This is a genomic window from Lactobacillus sp. B4026, from assembly GCF_026535825.1.
Classification (GTDB): Bacteria; Bacillota; Bacilli; order Lactobacillales; family Lactobacillaceae; genus Lactobacillus; species Lactobacillus panisapium.
The window spans coordinates 73,136-91,420 of sequence record NZ_JAFNPD010000001.1; the positions used below are offsets into that span (position 1 = coordinate 73,136).

18 protein-coding genes are annotated in these 18,285 nt (G+C 38.0%); 13 read left to right on the forward strand and 5 right to left on the reverse strand.

What is annotated here, in order from left to right; translation table 11 throughout:
- The 7 genes from J3U69_RS00505 to J3U69_RS00535 all read left to right on the forward strand — a co-directional run bounded on the left by J3U69_RS00505 (nt 1) and on the right by J3U69_RS00535 (nt 8,078).
- Nucleotides 1-1,620 (forward strand): peptide ABC transporter substrate-binding protein, encoded by a 1,620-nt coding sequence (locus tag J3U69_RS00505; protein WP_267385761.1) that lies wholly within the window; start codon nt 1-3, stop codon nt 1,618-1,620.
- A gap of 229 nt (nt 1,621-1,849) precedes the next feature.
- Nucleotides 1,850-3,472, forward strand: coding sequence for a peptide ABC transporter substrate-binding protein (locus tag J3U69_RS00510; protein WP_103751994.1), 1,623 nt, complete (start codon nt 1,850-1,852; stop codon nt 3,470-3,472).
- 83 nt (nt 3,473-3,555) lie between these two features.
- On the forward strand, nt 3,556-4,488 hold the full coding sequence (locus J3U69_RS00515; protein WP_103751995.1) for an ABC transporter permease: 933 nt from the start codon (nt 3,556-3,558) through the stop codon (nt 4,486-4,488).
- 1 nt (nt 4,489) lies between these two features.
- Complete coding sequence (locus tag J3U69_RS00520; RefSeq protein WP_164715361.1) at nt 4,490-5,398, forward strand: ABC transporter permease; 909 nt, start codon at nt 4,490-4,492, stop codon at nt 5,396-5,398.
- Between the two features lie 10 nt (nt 5,399-5,408).
- Nucleotides 5,409-6,488: an ABC transporter ATP-binding protein gene (locus J3U69_RS00525; RefSeq protein ID WP_267412690.1), complete on the forward strand. Its 1,080-nt coding sequence runs from the start codon at nt 5,409-5,411 to the stop codon at nt 6,486-6,488.
- Entirely contained in the window at nt 6,478-7,377 is a 900-nt protein-coding gene (locus J3U69_RS00530) for an ATP-binding cassette domain-containing protein (protein WP_267412691.1), read from the forward strand. Before J3U69_RS00525 ends, J3U69_RS00530 begins: the two co-directional genes overlap by 11 nt.
- 164 nt (nt 7,378-7,541) lie before the next feature.
- Nucleotides 7,542-8,078: a ClbS/DfsB family four-helix bundle protein gene (locus tag J3U69_RS00535; protein WP_267412692.1), complete on the forward strand. Its 537-nt coding sequence runs from the start codon at nt 7,542-7,544 to the stop codon at nt 8,076-8,078.
- Nucleotides 8,079-8,114: 36 nt separating this feature from the next.
- Here the strand turns inward: J3U69_RS00535 and J3U69_RS00540 are convergent, their stop codons facing one another.
- From J3U69_RS00540 to J3U69_RS00550, 3 genes are read right to left on the reverse strand one after another with little or no spacing between them, the layout of a single operon-like run.
- Nucleotides 8,115-8,735 carry a TetR/AcrR family transcriptional regulator gene (locus tag J3U69_RS00540; protein WP_103752000.1) on the reverse strand — a complete coding sequence of 207 codons (621 nt, stop codon included), beginning with the start codon at nt 8,733-8,735 and terminating at the stop codon, nt 8,115-8,117.
- Nucleotides 8,736-8,756: 21 nt separating this feature from the next.
- On the reverse strand, nt 8,757-9,896 hold the full coding sequence (locus J3U69_RS00545) for an ABC transporter permease (RefSeq protein ID WP_267412693.1): 1,140 nt from the start codon (nt 9,894-9,896) through the stop codon (nt 8,757-8,759).
- Nucleotides 9,893-10,621 carry an ABC transporter ATP-binding protein gene (locus J3U69_RS00550; RefSeq protein WP_267412694.1) on the reverse strand — a complete coding sequence of 243 codons (729 nt, stop codon included), beginning with the start codon at nt 10,619-10,621 and terminating at the stop codon, nt 9,893-9,895. The genes J3U69_RS00545 and J3U69_RS00550 overlap by 4 nt, the downstream gene beginning before the upstream one ends.
- A 189-nt stretch (nt 10,622-10,810) precedes the next feature.
- Here J3U69_RS00550 and J3U69_RS00555 point away from each other — a divergent pair, with 189 nt between their 5' ends.
- Nucleotides 10,811-11,590, forward strand: a complete 780-nt coding sequence (locus tag J3U69_RS00555; RefSeq protein WP_103752003.1) for a GntR family transcriptional regulator — start codon at nt 10,811-10,813, stop codon at nt 11,588-11,590.
- A gap of 113 nt (nt 11,591-11,703) precedes the next feature.
- Here J3U69_RS00555 and J3U69_RS00560 read toward each other — a convergent pair whose 3' ends face one another.
- Nucleotides 11,704-12,444: a CPBP family intramembrane glutamic endopeptidase gene (locus tag J3U69_RS00560; RefSeq protein ID WP_103752004.1), complete on the reverse strand. Its 741-nt coding sequence runs from the start codon at nt 12,442-12,444 to the stop codon at nt 11,704-11,706.
- Nucleotides 12,445-12,663: 219 nt separating this feature from the next.
- Here J3U69_RS00560 and J3U69_RS00565 point away from each other — a divergent pair, with 219 nt between their 5' ends.
- Nucleotides 12,664-13,512, forward strand: coding sequence for an aldo/keto reductase (locus J3U69_RS00565; protein ID WP_267385347.1), 849 nt, complete (start codon nt 12,664-12,666; stop codon nt 13,510-13,512).
- A gap of 55 nt (nt 13,513-13,567) precedes the next feature.
- Here the strand turns inward: J3U69_RS00565 and J3U69_RS00570 are convergent, their stop codons facing one another.
- Entirely contained in the window at nt 13,568-14,227 is a 660-nt protein-coding gene (locus J3U69_RS00570; protein ID WP_267412695.1) for a CPBP family intramembrane glutamic endopeptidase, read from the reverse strand.
- A 239-nt stretch (nt 14,228-14,466) separates the two neighbouring features.
- Between J3U69_RS00570 and J3U69_RS00575 the strand changes: the two genes are divergently transcribed.
- The 4 genes from J3U69_RS00575 to J3U69_RS00590 are packed head-to-tail and all read left to right on the forward strand — an operon-like array spanning nt 14,467 to nt 18,212.
- Nucleotides 14,467-15,609 (forward strand): CDP-glycerol glycerophosphotransferase family protein, encoded by a 1,143-nt coding sequence (locus J3U69_RS00575; RefSeq protein WP_267412696.1) that lies wholly within the window; start codon nt 14,467-14,469, stop codon nt 15,607-15,609.
- Nucleotides 15,610-15,619: 10 nt separating this feature from the next.
- On the forward strand, nt 15,620-17,050 hold the full coding sequence (locus J3U69_RS00580; RefSeq protein WP_267412697.1) for an oligosaccharide flippase family protein: 1,431 nt from the start codon (nt 15,620-15,622) through the stop codon (nt 17,048-17,050).
- A gap of 2 nt (nt 17,051-17,052) precedes the next feature.
- Nucleotides 17,053-17,751 (forward strand): glycosyltransferase family 32 protein, encoded by a 699-nt coding sequence (locus tag J3U69_RS00585; RefSeq protein ID WP_220220867.1) that lies wholly within the window; start codon nt 17,053-17,055, stop codon nt 17,749-17,751.
- On the forward strand, nt 17,751-18,212 hold the full coding sequence (locus J3U69_RS00590; RefSeq protein ID WP_220232860.1) for a SprT family protein: 462 nt from the start codon (nt 17,751-17,753) through the stop codon (nt 18,210-18,212). Before J3U69_RS00585 ends, J3U69_RS00590 begins: the two co-directional genes overlap by 1 nt.
- Nucleotides 18,213-18,285 lie beyond the last annotated feature (73 nt).

Consider the following 18,285-nt stretch of genomic DNA (forward strand, 5'->3'; position numbering starts at 1 on the left):
ATGAAAAAAGGCGCAATTATCGCTACAGCAGCGGCGTGTTTCAGCATGCTCTTGACGGGCTGTCAAAATAAAGCTACTTCAAATGCGAATAACCAATCAAAAATTACCATTGTCCAAAATGCTCCCGTTGATTCGTTAGATCCAATCTTGGCTTACCAAAATACGTCATCGATTGTTGTTGCAAATACAACCGAAGGTCTGTACACGATTGATGCTAATGACAAGCCACGCTTGGGTTTGGCATCTAAAGTTGAAACAAGTAATCATGGTCTTACCAAGACTTTTACAATTCGTGACGATGCCAAATGGTCAAACGGCACGCCAATTACTGCCAATGACTTTGTCTTTGCATGGCGCCGTTTATCTAATCCTAAAAATGCTTCAGCTTTTAATTTTCAACCTGGTGCAGCCGGAATTAAAAATGCCGATGATATCGTAGCTGGGAAAAAGCCGGTTAGTTCGTTAGGAGTTAAGGCAAAAGGATCGAAAACATTAGTTGTCGAACTAGACCATGTTGTTCCGTATATGAATAAGTTGTTGGCTTTCAGTGACTTTGCTCCGGTTAATCAAAAGTACTTTGACCAAACCGGTAAAAAGTTTGCTCAAGATGCTAATCACCTAATTTCTTCTGGACCGTACAAGCTTAAGGATTGGAAATTGGGTGATAATACAATTCAACTGGTCAAGAATAATAAATACTGGGATGCTAAAAATGTGAAGGTCAATAACGTTAAGATTGATGTAATTGCCGATCCAGAAAAAGCAGCAATTGCCTTTGAAAACGGTAGTGCAGATTATGTTCATTTAAGTGGCCAATTGGTTGCCAAATACCGTAAGGATAAGAATTTTGTTAATGACGTTGGTAATTTTACGCAGTACCTAATGTTTAACATGAAAAAGCCAGGTCTAAATAATGAAAACTTGCGTAAAGCTATCTCTACCAGTATTAACCGTAAGGAAATTACTTCGCACATTTTAAAGGACGGTTCTATTCCAGCGCACTCCATGGTTATGAAGGACTTAGTCCAAAATCCTGCTAACGGGAAAGATTTTGCGGATGAATCGACCACTAATTTATCTGCTTATGATCCAGCTGCCGCAAAACAATATTGGAACAAGGCTAAAAGCAAGACTGATTTAAGATCGTTCACTTTACTTTATGATGATAGTGATCCTGCTTACGCCAATGTTGCTGCTTATGTAAAAGCACAAGTCGAGAAGAATTTACCAGGAATGAAAGTTAACTTGCAGCAAGTTTCTAAGAAAACTCGTCTTGATAAAATGGCCAAAGAAACCTATGACGTAACGCTTACACGGTGGGGGCCAGACTATGCTGATCCAACGGCTATTTTGAGCATGTATCAATCAAAAAACGACAGTAATTACGGCAAGTGGTCTAATTCAGAGTTTGATCAGTTATTAGCACAAGCAAATAAGACTACCGACAAGTCTAAGAGATACCAACTTTTGCTTAAGGCCAACAATATCTTAATTGACAGTGCTTCGTGTCCACCGCTGTATCAAATTGGCGCTCCTGTTTTAAAGAGAGCTAATATTAAGAACTTACCGATGCACATTGCTGGTGTACCATTCTTCTTTAAGTACGCAGTAATAAAGTAAATGAGACAGAAGTTTAGCTAAAAATAAAATATTTAATTAAGATATTTTTAACTAATATTAAATTTTATTAAGAAATTGCCTTGACATATTATAAAATTACAATTATCTTATCATATAAACCCTAAAAAGTTGGAGCCAGCTAATTTACGAAGCAAACAAATAATTACAATATGTTTAGCAATACCAAGTAAAGCTGACGTCCAAAAAATGATAAGGAAGAGTGATATTTATGAAAAAAGCAGCAGTGCTTGCTACCGCCGCCATCTCTTGTTTTGGCATGTTGCTAACAGGCTGCCAAAAGAAGTCAAATTCAACAGCTAGTAATCAGGATAAAATTACCGTTGTGCAAAATGTACCGGTCGATTCGCTTGATCCGACAATTGCTTATCAAGTCACATCATGTTTAACAGTGGCTAACACAACCGAGGGATTGTATACGATTGACGCAAATGAGAAACCGCAACTCGGATTGGCCGAAAAAGTTGAGACTAGTAATAATGGTCTAACTAAGACCTTCACAATTCGTAAGGATGCGAAGTGGTCTAACGGTGATCCGGTTAAAGCAAACGATTTTGTCTTTAGCTGGCGCAGGTTTGCTAGTCCAAAGGTAGGCTCTCCTTATAATTTTGAAATAATTGCATCAGGAATTAAAAATGCTAGTGCAGTTGTTGCTGGGAAAAAGCCACTTAGTGCACTTGGTGTTAAGGCTAAGAATGATAAGACTTTAGTAGTTGAATTGGAACATCCTGTACCATTTTTAAGCAAATTGTTGTCTTTTAGTTCCTTTGCCCCGATTAACCAAAAATACTTCGATGAAAATGGTAAAAAGTATGCACAGGATTCAGATCATTTGCTTGCTACCGGTCCGTATAAGGTAACAAATTGGAAATTGGGCGATAATACCGTTCAATTAGTGAAAAACCCTAAGTACTGGGATGCCAAAAATGTTAAGGTCAAGGAAGTTAAAATCGATGTGATTACGGATCCGGAAAAAGCAGCAATTGCCTTTGAAAATGGCAGTGCCGATTACGTTCATTTAAGCGGTCAGCTTGTTTCGAAATACCGCAAGGACAAGAACTTCCAAGAAGAAGTAAGCAACTTCATTCACTACTTAATGTTCAACCTGAAAAAGCCAGGATTTGATAATCCGGATGTGAGAAAAGCAATCTCTTATAGTATTGATCGCAAAGAAATCACAACTCATATCCTAAAGGATGGCTCTGTGCCAGTTCATTCAATGATTATGAAGGGCTTAGCAAAGGATCCAGCTACTGGTAAAGACTTTGCGGATGAATCAACCACTAATTTTTCGCAATACTCTCCTAGTGAAGCGAAAAAATACTGGAATAAGGCTAAAAGTAAGACTAAGTTACGTTCATTCACTCTGCTTTATGATGACAGTGATCCCGTTTATTCCAACCTTGCCGCTTATATCAAGGCGCAAGTTGAAAAGAATCTTCCGGGAATGAAGGTTAACTTACAGCAAGTTGCGAAGAAAACAAGATTAGATAAGATGGCTAAGTCAACTTTTGATGTTGCAATTACTCGTTGGGCTCCTGATTACGCTGATCCGACCGCCGTTTTAGGTATGTATACAACGGGCAATGCCAGCAACTATGGTAAATGGTCTGACCCAGCATTTGATAAGTTAGTTAACCAAGCAGGCGGTATGGCAAATCAAACTAAGAGATTCCAAACCTTGCTTAAGGCAAATGATCTTCTAATTGATAGTGCTGCTTGTCCGCCACTATACCAATCTGGTGCTCCAGTTCTGAAACGAGCAGATATAAAGAATATGCCAATGCATATTGCGGGTGTACCATACTTCTTTAAGTATGTATCCATTAAATAATTTGGCAAAAAATGAATTAAAAATGGGGCTGAGCATTTGTCTCGGTCCTATTTGTTTCTAACAGGAAGTAAGGAGGGATGAACTTGAAAAAATATATATTAAAAAGAATTTTGATTGCAGTTGTGACCCTGTTCTTGATTACCTTAATTTTATTTGTAATGGAAAAAGCAATGCCAGGTTCACCGTTTAATGATGAAAAGATGTCGCACGCTCAAGTAGCGGCTTTGTACCGAAAATATGGCTTGGATGGACCAATACCAATTCAGTTCTTTAATTATTTAAAAAATATGATCACCGGTGATTTTGGCGTGTCATATACCGTTCAGGTAAATACGCCTGTCACAACAATGATTTTCCAACACTTTACCATTTCATTGCAGATTGGTTTGCAAGCTACTGTTTTGGGTTCTATTTTGGGCTTTTTCATGGGTGTATTGGCAGCCATTAAGCAGGGCAGCATTTGGGATAACTTAATGACCGGGATTTCAGTGTTAGGAATAAGTTTACCTAACTTTGTTGTCGCTTTGATTGTTTCGTTATTATTCTCCTACAAGCTAATGGTATTTCCTGGAACTTACCAACAAACACAGCCTTTTGCTTCAACCATTTTGCCAACGATTGCCCTAAGTACTTTTACCATGGCAAGTATTGAACGGTATGTCCGCAATGACATGATTACAATTATGGATTCTGACTACTACCGATTGGCAGATTCAAAGGGAATTAAAAAGTACCAGTTAATTTTGCACCACGTGATTCGAAATACATTAATTTCGGTTATTACAGTTTTGGCGCCATTAATGATTGATTTGATTGCCGGTAGTATGGTTATTGAAAAGGCCTTTGCGATTCCCGGATTAGGGACTTTGTATATCAGTGCGATTCAAGCCAATGATTATAACGTTGTTTTAGGAATTACCTTCTTTTACGCAGTTTTGTTCATTGGCATAATGCTAGTAGTGGATATCCTTTACGGCCTAATTGATCCACGAATTAGATTAGATGAGGGTGAATAAAATGACTGAAATTAAAGACACCGATTTTGAATTTGCCCAAAATCCAGAAGTTGAAGATCATTATTCTGGCAAATCATATTCATATGGGCAGCTAATTTGGCATAGATTTTTACGGAATAAAGGAGCAGTAATTAGTGTTATCGTGCTGGTTATCATCGCTTTAATCGCTTTTTTAGCTCCGCATATTAGTCAATTTTCGCCAACCACGCCATATCCCAACCAATCTAATCTTGCCCCTGGGACAAATGGTCATTGGTTTGGAACAGATAATTTGGGACGAGACATTTTTGTTAGAGTAGCAGCTGGAACTTCGGTTTCGCTCCGAGTTGCCCTCGTAGCCATGGTTATTGACCTTGTGATTGGAACCAGTTATGGTCTGATTTCAGGTTATTTTGGGGGTAAAATCGATTTATTTATGCAGCGGATTACCGAAATTCTGAGTACAATTCCGATGATTATTATTGTTACTCTCCTTGTGCTGGTAATGAAGCCGGGACTAGTCAGCATTATTACCGCAATGATGATTGTTGGCTGGATTAATATGAGCCGGATTGTGCGGGCACAAGTTTTAGAATTAAAATCACGTGAATATGTTTTATCCGCCAGAACCATGGGAGAATCAAACTTTAAAATTATTTTTTCCCAGATTTTACCCAATACCTTAGGGCAAATTATCACGACATTTATGTTATCAATTCCTAACGCAATTTTCCTTGAAGCATTTTTAGCATTTATTGGATTGGGAGTTCCTGCGCCATTGGCATCGCTGGGGACTATGATCAATGATGGTTATACTCAGGCCATTGTTTATCCTTATATGGTCTTTTTCCCAGTTTTATTTCTCGCCTTAATTATGCTTAGTTTCAATATTATTGCCGATGGTTTGCGTGATGCAATTGAAGGAAGCTAGGTGAAGCGGCATGTCTGAAACAATTTTAGAAATAAAAAATTTACAAGTTGAATATCACACTGAGCATGGCGATGTCCAAGCAGTTCGTGGAATTGATTACCAGGTTAAAAAGGGTGAAACGGTAGCACTTGTTGGTGAATCTGGCTGTGGCAAATCTGCTAGCGTCAAGACCATTATGGGTGAAAAAGAAGCTAACCAAGTTATTAAGGCTGGCGAAATCAACTTTACTTACCAGTCTAAAGGACAGGAACGGACAATTGATTTACTGAAAATAAGCCCGAAAGAAATGCAAAGTCAAATTAAGGGTAAAGAAATCGCAATGGTTTTTCAGGATCCAATGACTTCCCTTGATCCTACTATGAAAATAGCTAAACAGATTGCGGAGGCAATTAAAGCATCTAATCCGCAGATGAATAAGGAGCAAATTAACAAGCGCGTTATTGAACTGATTGAAACTGTCGGTATTCAAAATGCCAAGGTTGTCATGGAACAGTATCCACACCAACTTTCCGGGGGAATGCGACAGAGAATTGTGATTGCAATTGCTTTATCTGGGAATCCCAGCTTACTTATCTGTGATGAGCCGACGACGGGACTTGATGTTACAATCCAGGCAAAAATCCTTGACTTGATCAAGTCTATTCAGAAAAGTCGCAAGCTTTCTGTTATTTTCATTACCCACAATCTGGGCGTTGTAGCTAATATTGCCACTAACGTTAACGTGATGTATGCTGGCAAAATTGTCGAAACGGGCACAAGTGAAGATATTTTCTTTGATCCGCGACATCCGTATACGTGGGGATTACTTGAGTCGGTACCAGATGTTAATGAAAATGTTAAAAAACTGCCGACGATTGCGGGGACAATTCCGGATCTGACGCAACCAATTGTTGGGGATGCTTTTGCACCGCGCAATAAATATGCGTTAAAGATTGATTTTAAAAAGCAGCCACCAATGTTTAAGGTTAATGATCATCATTATGCTGCCACCTGGCTGCTTGACAAGCGCGCACCCAAAGTTGAAGTTCCCGCAATTCTCCAAAAAAGAATTGCAAAAATGAAGAAAGAAGCTGAAGTCAATGGCGAATAATATTCTTGAAGTACACCATTTAAAACAATACTTTCCAATTGGAAAGAAAAAGATCGTTAAAGCTGTTGATGATATTTCTTTTAATATTGCCAGTGGCGAAACTTTTGGCTTAGTTGGTGAATCAGGTAGTGGTAAAACAACAATTGGTCGCTCAATTATCCGCTTATATAAACCCACCTTTGGTGAAGTACTGTTTGAGGGCGAACAAATTGGCGGCAGTATGGATAAGAAACGGACAGCTAAGCTGCGCAAGGACATGCAGATGATCTTTCAAGATCCTATGTCTTCGTTAAATCCGCGTAAGAAAGTGGGCGACATCGTCAAGTTAGGTTTAGATATTCATTATCCGGAATTAAGTAAAGACGAGAAAATGGCTCGCGTGATTAAAATGCTGAAAGTCGTTGGCCTTGATAGTTCCTTTGTTAACCGCTATCCCCAAGAGTTATCTGGTGGTCAGCGTCAAAGAGTAGGAATTGCCCGCGTAGTGATTATGAATCCTAGACTAATTATTGCTGATGAAGCAATCTCTGCTTTAGACGTTTCGGTGCAAGCCCAAGTAGTTAACCTGCTCCAAGAAGTTCAAGAAAAAACAGGTAGTGCAATGCTGTTTATTGCCCATGATTTAGCAATGGTCAAGCACATTTCCAGTCACATTGGGGTCATCCATCTCGGTCATATCGTTGAGACGGGACCAACTGAAGCAATTTTTGCTAATCCCGTTCATCCGTATACTAAGAGCTTACTAACTGCAATTCCAATTACTGATCCAATTGCCGAACAAAAAAAGCAATTGTCTGATTACCACGCTTTTCGTAATCAATATGTTAACAAGGCAATGAAAGACTTAGGTGATGGTCACCTGGTTTTAGATGATGGTTCGTGGTCATAATTTTTCTCAAGCAGCTTTTGCTGATTTAGTTTTAATAAATAACAGCTTGCAAAAAAGTTTTTTTATTGGTATCTTTAGTCTGTATTTTTAGTATTTACAGAAAGCTATGTAAAAAAGTTAATTAACTTAGGTATGCAGCTCTGTATGTTAATAGGAGAAAAATAATGGCTAGACCAACTAGTAAAGCTGATTTGATTGAGGCAAGCAATACTGCTTACGAGAAAATAGTTGACCTCATTGATTCTTTACCCGAGAAGGCACAGACTGGCAACTTTGCTTTTGAAACTGATAAATTAAAGGGTGAACATTGGAAGCGGGATCGCAATATCCGCGATGTGCTGATTCACTTATACGAGTGGCAAAAACTGCTATTGGAATGGATTGAAAATAATCAGGCAGGAAAAACACAGGACTTTTTACCAGATGGCTATAATTGGCGTAATTATGGTGAAATGAATCAGCAAATATGGCAGAAACACCAGAAAACCAGTTTAAAAGAAGCTGAAGAATTACTGGCTAAAAGTCACCAGCAGGTAATGAAATTACTTGCGACTTTTTCTAATGATCAACTATTTACCAAGAATGTTTTTTCTTGGACCGGAAATAATACTTTAGGAACCTATTTTATTTCGAATACTTCCAGCCATTATGAATGGGCATTAAAGAAGTTACGTAAGTACAAAAGGTCTTTAAAACAATAATAAAAACCGTTGGCAATCTTGCCAGCGGTTTTTAAGTTACGCAGTTAATCCGAGGTAAATTTGTTTTTTGATTAAAGCTAAATCAGCATTTTTATCTTGAGAGTTAATGCCAAATACCTTAACTTGAACTACATACGTAAAAATGGGACTAATAAAAATTCGTAAGAGTTGAATTGAAGTTAGGTCAGAATTGATTTCACCAAAACGCTTTTTTAAATCGTCAAAATAGGCGAAAACTCCATTTTTACCTGTAACCTCAGTTTTAATCAGGTCAATAATCTTATTGTCCGTTAATAATTCTTGGATAAATAATTTTAGAAAATCAAAATTAATTAGTAAAAATTGTATCCGATCCTCAACTAAAAATGAGATTAACTTTGTTAAATCATGATAATCATCCAGTTGCACAAAGAAATTATCTTTAATTTCAGTTAACATCGGGCTTAATAACTTGGCCAGTAAATCATCCTTAGATTTAAAGTATTTGTAAATTGTTCCTTCGCTGACGCCAGCTTCGTGAGCTATTTCTGCCGTTGTAGTCGCATGGAAGCCTTTTTTTGAAAATAATTTCAGCCCCGCTAATAATACTTTCTTTTTACCAGAAGGAATCTCTTGGTTTGCAATTTCTTCTTGATAACTTGCCAAAACTTTAACCATATCTTATCTCCCAAGTGGTTTTTATACTTTACGATATCTCTTTAAACCTACTACATTCAGGCATACCAATATTACCAGAAAAATGAGCAAAGCTAAAATATCACCAGTTATGCTGCTTAACCCCTTACCATAGAGCATAATTTTGGTTAGGGCATCGCCCGTGTAGGTTAATGGTAGCACTTTACCGATATATTGAACCCAATTGACCATTGTATCAAGTGGAATTATTCCGGAAAAGAATACTTGAGGAACGATAACAATTGGAATCAGCTGCATCATTTGAAATTCGGACCCGGCCAAAGTAGATAGCAAAAGACCGAAAGCCAAAGCTACGAGGGCAAGTAGGAAGCTGACTAAAATAACATTGAAAATGTTACCGACGACTTCGATTTTTAATAGCCAAATGGTTGCCAAAACAATGACGGTAGCTTGAGCTATCGAAATTATGCCGTAACCAAACATGTAACCAAAAACAATCTCGCTTCGTCTGACCGGAGTTGCCAGCAAGCGATCGAGTGTGCCACTGGTTCGTTCTTTTAATAAAGCCATTCCTGAAATGAGAAAAACAAATAGGAAAACGAAGAAGCCTAGTAAAATTGGGACCATTTTGGTAAAAAAGCCAGTATCCTTATTGCCGTATTGGTAATGATTGACAATTTTAACATTACTTGTCTTTTTATTCTTAGGTGCTCGAGGTAATGTTTTGGCAAGTAAGGGATTAGCTTTCATAAGTTTCGCTTGCATTTTTTGCGTCTTTTTAAGTTTAGAAGTCAAAATTTGAAAACTATCCTTAGTCAATGCAGCGTTTAGTGCCTGTTTAGTCAGAACTGTTTTACCAGAATCCGTATTTGCATGCGTAACGTCATATTTGTTGTCATGATAGTAGATAACGGCATCAACCTTGTGACTTTTCAGTTCTTTAGCAGCAACTTTTTGATCCTGGTACTTAACCGTATCAATGCCATCAATTTTTCTTAATTTCCGTGTGATTGACTGGTTAACATCTACCGTGGCAATTGTTGCTTCGGATTTAGAGTTAGCTGAAAACATTACGTTCATCAGCCACATTACTAAAATTGGTGCAAGAAACATTAACGCTAATGATCTTTTGTCACGGAATAATTCTATTAGAACCTTTTTGGTAATTGCTAAAGTTCTCATTCTGCTGCTTCCTCACTTTCTGCCTTTAAGAAGACGTCTTCAATTGAGTCAACCTGATACTGTTCTTCTAATTTCTTTGGTTTCGCAAAAGCAATGATTTTACCATTTAAAAGTAGGGCCACGCGATCAGTCAGCTCTGCTTCGTCCATTACGTGCGTCGTAATTAGCACGCTTCGACCTTGGTCACGGATTAACTTAAGTTCGTGCCAAATTTTGCGGCGCAACGATGGGTCAATTCCGACCGTCGGTTCATCAAGCACTAGTAATTCTGGTTGGCCTAAAAGGGCGATAGCGAGTGATAACCGCCGCTTCATACCGCCAGAATAATTGGCTACTCGTTTATTTAAATCAGCGGTTAATTCAACCACATCTGCTGTATAGGCAATTTCTTGTTCCAATTCAGTCCCCGACACGCCTTTCATCTTGCCAAAAAATTGAAGGTTTTCTTTAGCGCTTAGAGTTTCGTACAGGGCATCAGATTGTGCCATATAGCCAATTTGACTTAAAATCTGGCGGTTAGGCATTTGTGTACCTAACACAAGCGTTTCTCCACTGTCGACTTTTTCCATCCCAAGCATGGTCTTAATCGTAGTTGACTTTCCCGCTCCGGAAGGGCCGATTAGACCAACGATTTCTTTCGGCATGACATTGAGGTTAATATCATGTAAAACGGTTTGCTTACCATAGGATTTTTGTAAATGAGTTAAATTAATAAGATAAGCCATAATTTCCTCCTTTAATAAGTGAATGTTCACTCACTGATAGACAGTATTGTAGTAAGTACTTACTCACTTGTCAACTAAAAGTGATAATTTTCTTAACCAAAACTCTTAAAAATGGTGTTTAAATTAAACTTAGAGTTTGTGATTTTGTTCTTTATTTAGTAAGATTGAATAAAATAAAGGAGTATAGTAATGAGTTCTGATAAACCAATTGAAGCTGTTATGCCGCTTTATAAGAAAATCTACCTAGATATTAAACAACAAATTCAAGCAAATAAATTACAGTCTGGACAGAAGTTACCAAGTGAACAATTTTTGTGCAAAAAATATCAAGTAAGTCGAATAACTGTCCGTAAGGCTCTGAAGTTACTAACTGATGAGAGACTGATTGTGACGGTTCAAGGAAAGGGATCCTACGTCAATATTAAAAAGATGATAGGTAAATTGGATCAGATTCAAGGCTTTTCAGAATTCGCTGGGTCACGTGATCAACCAAGCAAACCCAAAATTTTAAAGCGTGAAATTTTAAAAAATGCAGCAATAGCTAAAGAGTTATTGCTGGCTGAAAAAGCAGATCTAGTATATATCAAACGCCTTTTCGAAATTGCGGATGTTCCAATTGCAATTGATGAAGCGTGGTTGCCGGCTGAGCGCTTCCCAGATTTATTAGTTAAAATTGAGGCCGATTCTTCGCTTTATGATTACCTAGAGCGCAAGTACCACGAAATTCCCACCAATTCGTACCGTGAGATTAGCACAGTTTTGCCCAATGCTAAACAAACAGAAATTTTAAAACTGAACAAAGTTGTGCCACTCTTTGATGTTAATAAAACGGTCTATAACCAATTTGAACAGCCTTTAGAGTTTTCTCATTACGTGGTTAGAGGTGATGAAATGACCTATACAGTTGATTCATCCGCTGATAGTGAATTTCATTTGAATAATAAGAATAAAGAGCAGGAAAAAAATTAACCGCACCTTGTCATGTTTACAATGAATTGTTTTATTAAGCCAAAATAAATGCTTCTCTTGATCAATCAGGAGAAGCATTTTTGCACGTTAATGTTTAATAATAAAAGAATGACCTACTTAGTTGCTAATAACAGAACTAAAAAGGCAAGCGTATCGAATAAGAAGTGAACCAGAAAACTAACCCACATATTGTGCGTTTTGATAAATGCTAGGTTTAACACGATGCGGGTAAAAGCCAGCCCCAAAATGACGTAGCCCAGATTATAGTCGTATGTAGACAAATGAAGTAGGGCAAATACAAGTGCTGAGCCAATGTTACCCCACCAGATAGGGGCAGGTAAATGCAGACTAGTTGCCAATTGCGTAAGAGCTAGCAAGGGCATGATTGCTAAAAATTCCTCGCCCATAATTTGGATAGCACTGCTAAAGCGCTGGTAAAAGAAGATTGTCCAGACATGCGGAGACTTTAGGGTTAATCCAGCAGCAGCGTTTCCTGAAACGGAACCAAAAATGTTCTGTGAAATTATTCCCGTTACTACTGAAGTTACGTAAGCAACAATAAAGAAAGCAGCAATCAATAACCATTCTTTAGCGTGAGGGAAATGAAATAGTTGCCGCCACCTGTTGTTGGTAGCGATTTGAGCACCAATAATTTGGATAGCAAGAAAAACAGTAACGACAATTAGTTGGAAAATAGCTGCCACGATACTAGGGTGGTTTTCATCAAAGGCTAAAAAGTCTGGTATTTGAATCCCGGGCATGATTAAACAACAATATGCAAGCAAGTTGGAAAAGATAATAATTAACCATTGTTTACCTGATAATTTAAATGAATTTGTAAATGATTCTTCCATTAAAGTAGCCCTCCTATATTGTTTATTGTAGAGTGGTGCCAACCAAATAACAATTTTGGGGCTCACCGGGGCAATGATTTTGCTATTGCAACCGTTATCCTATTATTGGCAAGATTATAAACTGCTGTTGCGCTAAATTGCTCTTTTAGCTAATGATATAGTATGCTTAAGTTAGCAAGATAATATTGAAAATATATTCTAATAGAAAGGAACTTAATGATGAAAACAGTGACGATTAATCAGCAAAAATTGCCGGCCTTAGGTATTGGTACATGGGAAATGGGTAATTCGGCTGCGGCAGAAAAAGAAGAGATTAAGGCAATTCAAGCTGGTCTTGATGCTGGTTTACGCGTGATTGACACGGCAGAAATGTATGGCAATGGTCGCTCGGAAAGTTTAGTTGGACAGGCTATCAAGCCATATCAAAGATCAGATTTATTTTTAATTTCTAAAGTTTTACCTCAAAATGCCTCTGCTGCTAAAATGCAACAAAGTGTTGAGAATAGTTTAAAGCGTCTGCAAACAGATTACCTTGACTTATATTTATATCATTGGCGAGGAATGGTTCCACTTGAAGAAACGGTTGAAACACTTCAAAGCTTGCAAGAAAAAGGCTATTTTCGGGCTTGGGGCGTTTCCAATTTTGATATCGCTGATATGGAAGAATTATGGCAATTGCCTAGTGGTAAAAATGTGGCTGCCAATGAGGATCTATATAACCTAGAGACACGTGGAATTGAATACAGTCTCTTGCCTTGGCAAAGAAAGCATCATCTTCCTTTAATTGCCTATAGTCCACTGGGAAGAGGACCAAAAATGGGCAGTACGATGACCCAAGATCCGGCTGTGATGGCCGTTGCACAAAATCATGGTGCTACTCCTTTTCAAATTCTACTAGCTTGGGTAATGCAACAGCCTGATGTTCTTGCTATTCCAAAAAGCAGCAGTTCCAAGCATTTGCTCTCGAATTTAAAGGCATTAGAAATCGACCTGACTCCCGATGACTTAGCAATTTTGGCAAAAGCATACCCGAAACCAACTAAAAAAGAACCATTAGCAATTTATTAACTAATGGTTCATAACTGTTTTGATGTGATTAATTTTAAGAGTGGGAATTAAGTGATTAAAGCAAGAAAACGGTTAAGATTAAATCCCAGAACATATGAAAGATGATGGGCACAAAAATATTTTTGCTTTTGATAAATAGTAGACCAAATAAAATTCCCAGAATGATTACTGTAAATTCAGCCCCAGAAGCGAAGTTGCTTAAAAAAGTTCCGGTTCGATACCAGATTGGAAAATGAATAACCAAAAATAAAATACTATCGATTAACAGAGCAACCCATGTTTTAAATTTGGGTAATAATGCATTTAAAATCCAGCCACGAAAAACTAGTTCTTCAGTAATGCCAACAATTAAAAAGCTGCCAATTAAATCTGTTGGGTGCCAACTAGGATTTATCCGGATTGTTCCACTAGTAAAATAAACGATAGCAAACAGGTAAATAAGCATAAGGATAAATAATCCTAGGTATGGCCAGAAGCGAAAATGATTTTTAAACATAGTGGAATACCCAATTGCCAGCCGATCAGAATATTTTTTGATTAAGAAATAGGCCGGAATGCTCCAAGTGGCAAATTTTACTAAAGCACTGATTGATTCTTGCAAAAGCGGGATACTAGAATATTGCCAGTTGCATATTTCTTCTACCGCCCACCATAAATAAAAAATAAGAAGGTAAATGATCAGAAGTTTGTTAGAAACAGTTTGCTTATTTGCCATTATTTTTCCTCAGGTATTCTACAATTTTAATCATAAATGAACTAAATTTAGTCTAGCAATAAGCTAATTTCTGTGCAAGCTGGCAATTATCAACAACTTTAGAATGCAATTGCGTAAACGCTGGCTACTGGCAAAAGCGGTGTAAATAGTTAAAAAACTAAAAAATAAAGTAAAAAAGCTTGAGTTTGCTCAAGCTTTTTCTGTACCCTTATACTAAGTAAGAATTGGGAAGTTAAAGAATGAAAAATTGGTTATTTCGAATTTACATGTACCTGATGAAAATTGGTGCACGATTTACGAAAATTAGGGAAAACAAAATAGTAGTTTTAAATGGGGCCGGCAGATCGGGGTCAAACGGTTATCTTTTTGCTAAATATATGAGGAAAAATCATCCTGAATATGAAATCACTGTGGTTGAGCCGTGGCCCTCGTCACACTTGCCGCTAGCGACTTGGCGCGAAATTGGAGCTGCCAAGTTTATTTTAACCACGCATCAACCATTTAAAATTCACGCTAAGCAGGTTAATATTCAATTTTGGCATGGCATTCCACTTAAGCGAATGGGAATTATGGCTAATAATACTAAACGCAAAACCGACATGCGCAATGCTAAACTTTGGCAAAAAAATGCGGATGTAGTGTGTTCGAGCTCAGATTTGTATGAAACACTTATGAGTGCTTGCTGTGCCATTGAGACTACCAAATACCAAAAAGTGGGCTTCCCGCGCTTGGACGCATTAAAGCATCCTGCATTGTCAAAGGCGCAGCTATTGACCGCTTTATTTAAGGTTCAAGATGAGCAAGCTCAAATTGCGATCTATATGCCGACATTTCGCTATGAAATGGAAGATGAACAAATCATGGCCCAGATTAAGGCCGGCAACTTTTTTGCCTTGCCGGATTTTGATGCTGAATCGTTAAATGAGGCTTTAAAAGCAAAACACCAGTACTTAATTGTTAAACTGCACCCATACGAAATGCAGCTTTTAGGAACGCAGACCAGTCACTATTCTAATATTGCTTACCTTAATAATGACTATTTATTTGCGCATGATTATGATTTATATGAGCTCTTGGGCAATACCGATATGCTTATTACTGACTATTCATCAATTTATTTTGATTATTTAACTTTAGACAAGCCAATTATTTTTGTAACTAATTACCTGAGGCAGTATGAGCAAAAACGGGGACTTTTGCTTGGTCCCTATGAAGAAGTAGTTCCTGGTATTTGTGTTAAAACACAAGCAGAATTGCTTGCTGGGCTTAGTGCACCTGACCGAAAACAACAGAAACGGCAATATTGGCTGCACCTAACTAATCAATTGCAAGATGAATCAGCGTGTGCGGCGATTTATGCCTTAATGGCAAATCAGTATTAGAGGAAAAATTGTGAAGAAAACATTTTTAAATATTTTATATAATGCGGTTTATCAAATTTTTCTCGTTTTGGTACCGTTAATTACGGTACCGTATCTGTCCCGCATCTTGGGACCAAAAACTTACGGTATCTATAGTAATGTCAACAATATTGTGCAATTCCTGATGATTTTTTGTACTTTGTCAGTTTCTTACATTGGGATGAGAACCATTTCGCAAACGCGTGCTTTCGGTAATCAGCAAGAATTAACGGATGCTTTTTGGGGATTATGGTATTTTCAAGCGTTAGCTGGTCTGGTTACGATTATTTTGGTGGTTGCTGTCACCAGTTTTTGTCATCTTAAATACGGCAATTATCTATTATTGATGGTGCCATACTTAATCTCGGCACAAGTTGATATTTCCTGGTTTTTCCAAGGATTGGCAGCCTTTGGCCGGGTGGTTTTAAAAAATACGGCAGTAAAGCTTGTTTCAGTTGTGCTAATTTTATTATGGGTTAAACAGCCAGGGGATTTATGGAAATACATGTTAATCATGTCAGTTTCCACAATGCTGGGTTCATTTGTTTTTTGGTTTGATATTCACCGCTATGTTGGTGGACCAGTTAAGCACTTTTATAAGTACCAAACAACAATTAAAGCAATTATCACCCTGCTTATTCCCCAAATTGCGACCCAAATCTATACGTCGCTTGATAAGCCAATTTTAGGGCTTTTTCAAAATTCCACCCAGGTGGCCTACTACGATAATTCACAACGTATTTCGAACATGGTGCTGGGAATTGTGACTAGTATTTCACTTGTAATTATGCCCAAAATGGCTGGTGAGGGTAAAAAGGAACAACGAGTTATTTTAAAAAAATCACTTGAAGCAACGGTGATGCTGGGAACGATGTTTGCCGTGATTATCATGGCAAATACGAAAGAATTTGTCCCGTTTTTCTTTGGTCATAAATTTATTCCAATGACACCACTGATGTTCTTTTTTGCACTAACAATTGTCATGATTCCAACCGGTGGCGTTTTTGCCAACCAATTTGCCTTAGCCAATCACCGCGACCGTGATTATGCATTACCAGTAATTATTGGTGCCTTTCTTGAAGTGATCTTGAGTTACTTTCTTGACCGCCTTTATGGTGCAACCGGGGCGATGGTGGCAATCTTAATAACCGAATTTATTGTTTTGCTTTTGCGCTTGTGGATTGTGCGTGACGGCTATGACTTTAAGTATTCCTTTAAAGAAATTCCCAAGTACCTGCTTATTTCCGTTATTGTCCTAGCAGTGGGGATGATTTTGCCACCAATAGTTTCATCAGCCTTTTTCAATATGGTAATAAAGTCAATAATCATGTTCCTTCTATATGTAGGATTAATGTTTTTGATGAAACTTGATTTTAACCAAGATATTATTATGTTACTAAAACGATTTTTTATACGAGGATAGAAATGATTCCTAAAATTATTCATTATGTTTGGGTCGGGGGTAATCCTAAACCTAAAAATATTCAGCGGTGCATGAAAACGTGGCAAAAGCACTTGCAGGACTACCAGATTATCGAATGGAACGAAGATAATTTTGATATTCATGAAAATAAGTACGTCGAACAGGCCTATAAGGCTAAAAAATGGGCGTTTGTTTCTGACTATATTCGGGCCAAAGCAGTGTACGAAATGGGCGGAATCTATTTGGATACGGATGTCTTGGTGTTAGATAACCTTGAATCCCTTCTTAATAATCGTGCCTTTGTTGGTTTTGAAAATCCGGCTAACCCGTTTACCGCCGTTTTTGGTGCTGAGAAGCATCATCCACTGCTGAAGGATATGCTGGCCTATTATGATGACCGCAACTTTTCATTTGATCATAATGATCAATTGGCGGGAGTTAATACGGTCTCAGTTTCCGATATTTTAAAAACCAAGTATCAAGCGCAGCCGAATAATAAGGAGCAAGTGTTAAGTAGTGGGATTCATGTTTATCCCGACGGTATTTTATGCAATCCATCGCCAAAGTCAAAAACGATTCACGTTTTTACCGGCACTTGGATGGAAGGCGCTAAACCACTAAAACGCAAATTAGTAACTGCTCTAAAAGTGCGCATTAAGACCCAAAAAGAAGCTGCACTTTATGCTAAGATTTTTCGCTAATGACGCAAGAAGAACTGCAAAAGCTGGTGGAAGAGGTTTCGCTGAAGTATTTTGGTAAGCCTTTTTGTCATGATGTCAAAATTAATTCCCGTATGACAACAACAGGGGGACGCTACCACTTAGCCGATCATCATCTCGAAATTAACGCTCATTTTTTAGCACCGCAGTACCGAGACGCCTTAATTGGCATCATTAAACACGAATTGGTGCATTATCATTTGCATCTTGCTAGCAAAGGCTATCGGCACCGTGATGCTGACTTTAAAGTATTATTAGCGAAGGTGGGTGGCAGTCGTTATGCCCCTGATATCGGGTTAAAACGCAGCCGCAGAGTTAACTACATTTACCGCTGCCAAAGATGCGGTCAAACCTACCACCGCGTGCGCCGGATTAATGTTCGCCGGTATGCTTGCGGCAAGTGTGGCGGAAAGCTGCGACTTGATGGGACACCGCACGAATGATATGAAAATTACTCAATTTTGTTTGACAGTTGATTAGGTACCAAACTATAATTTAAGTATAAACATTAGGTAC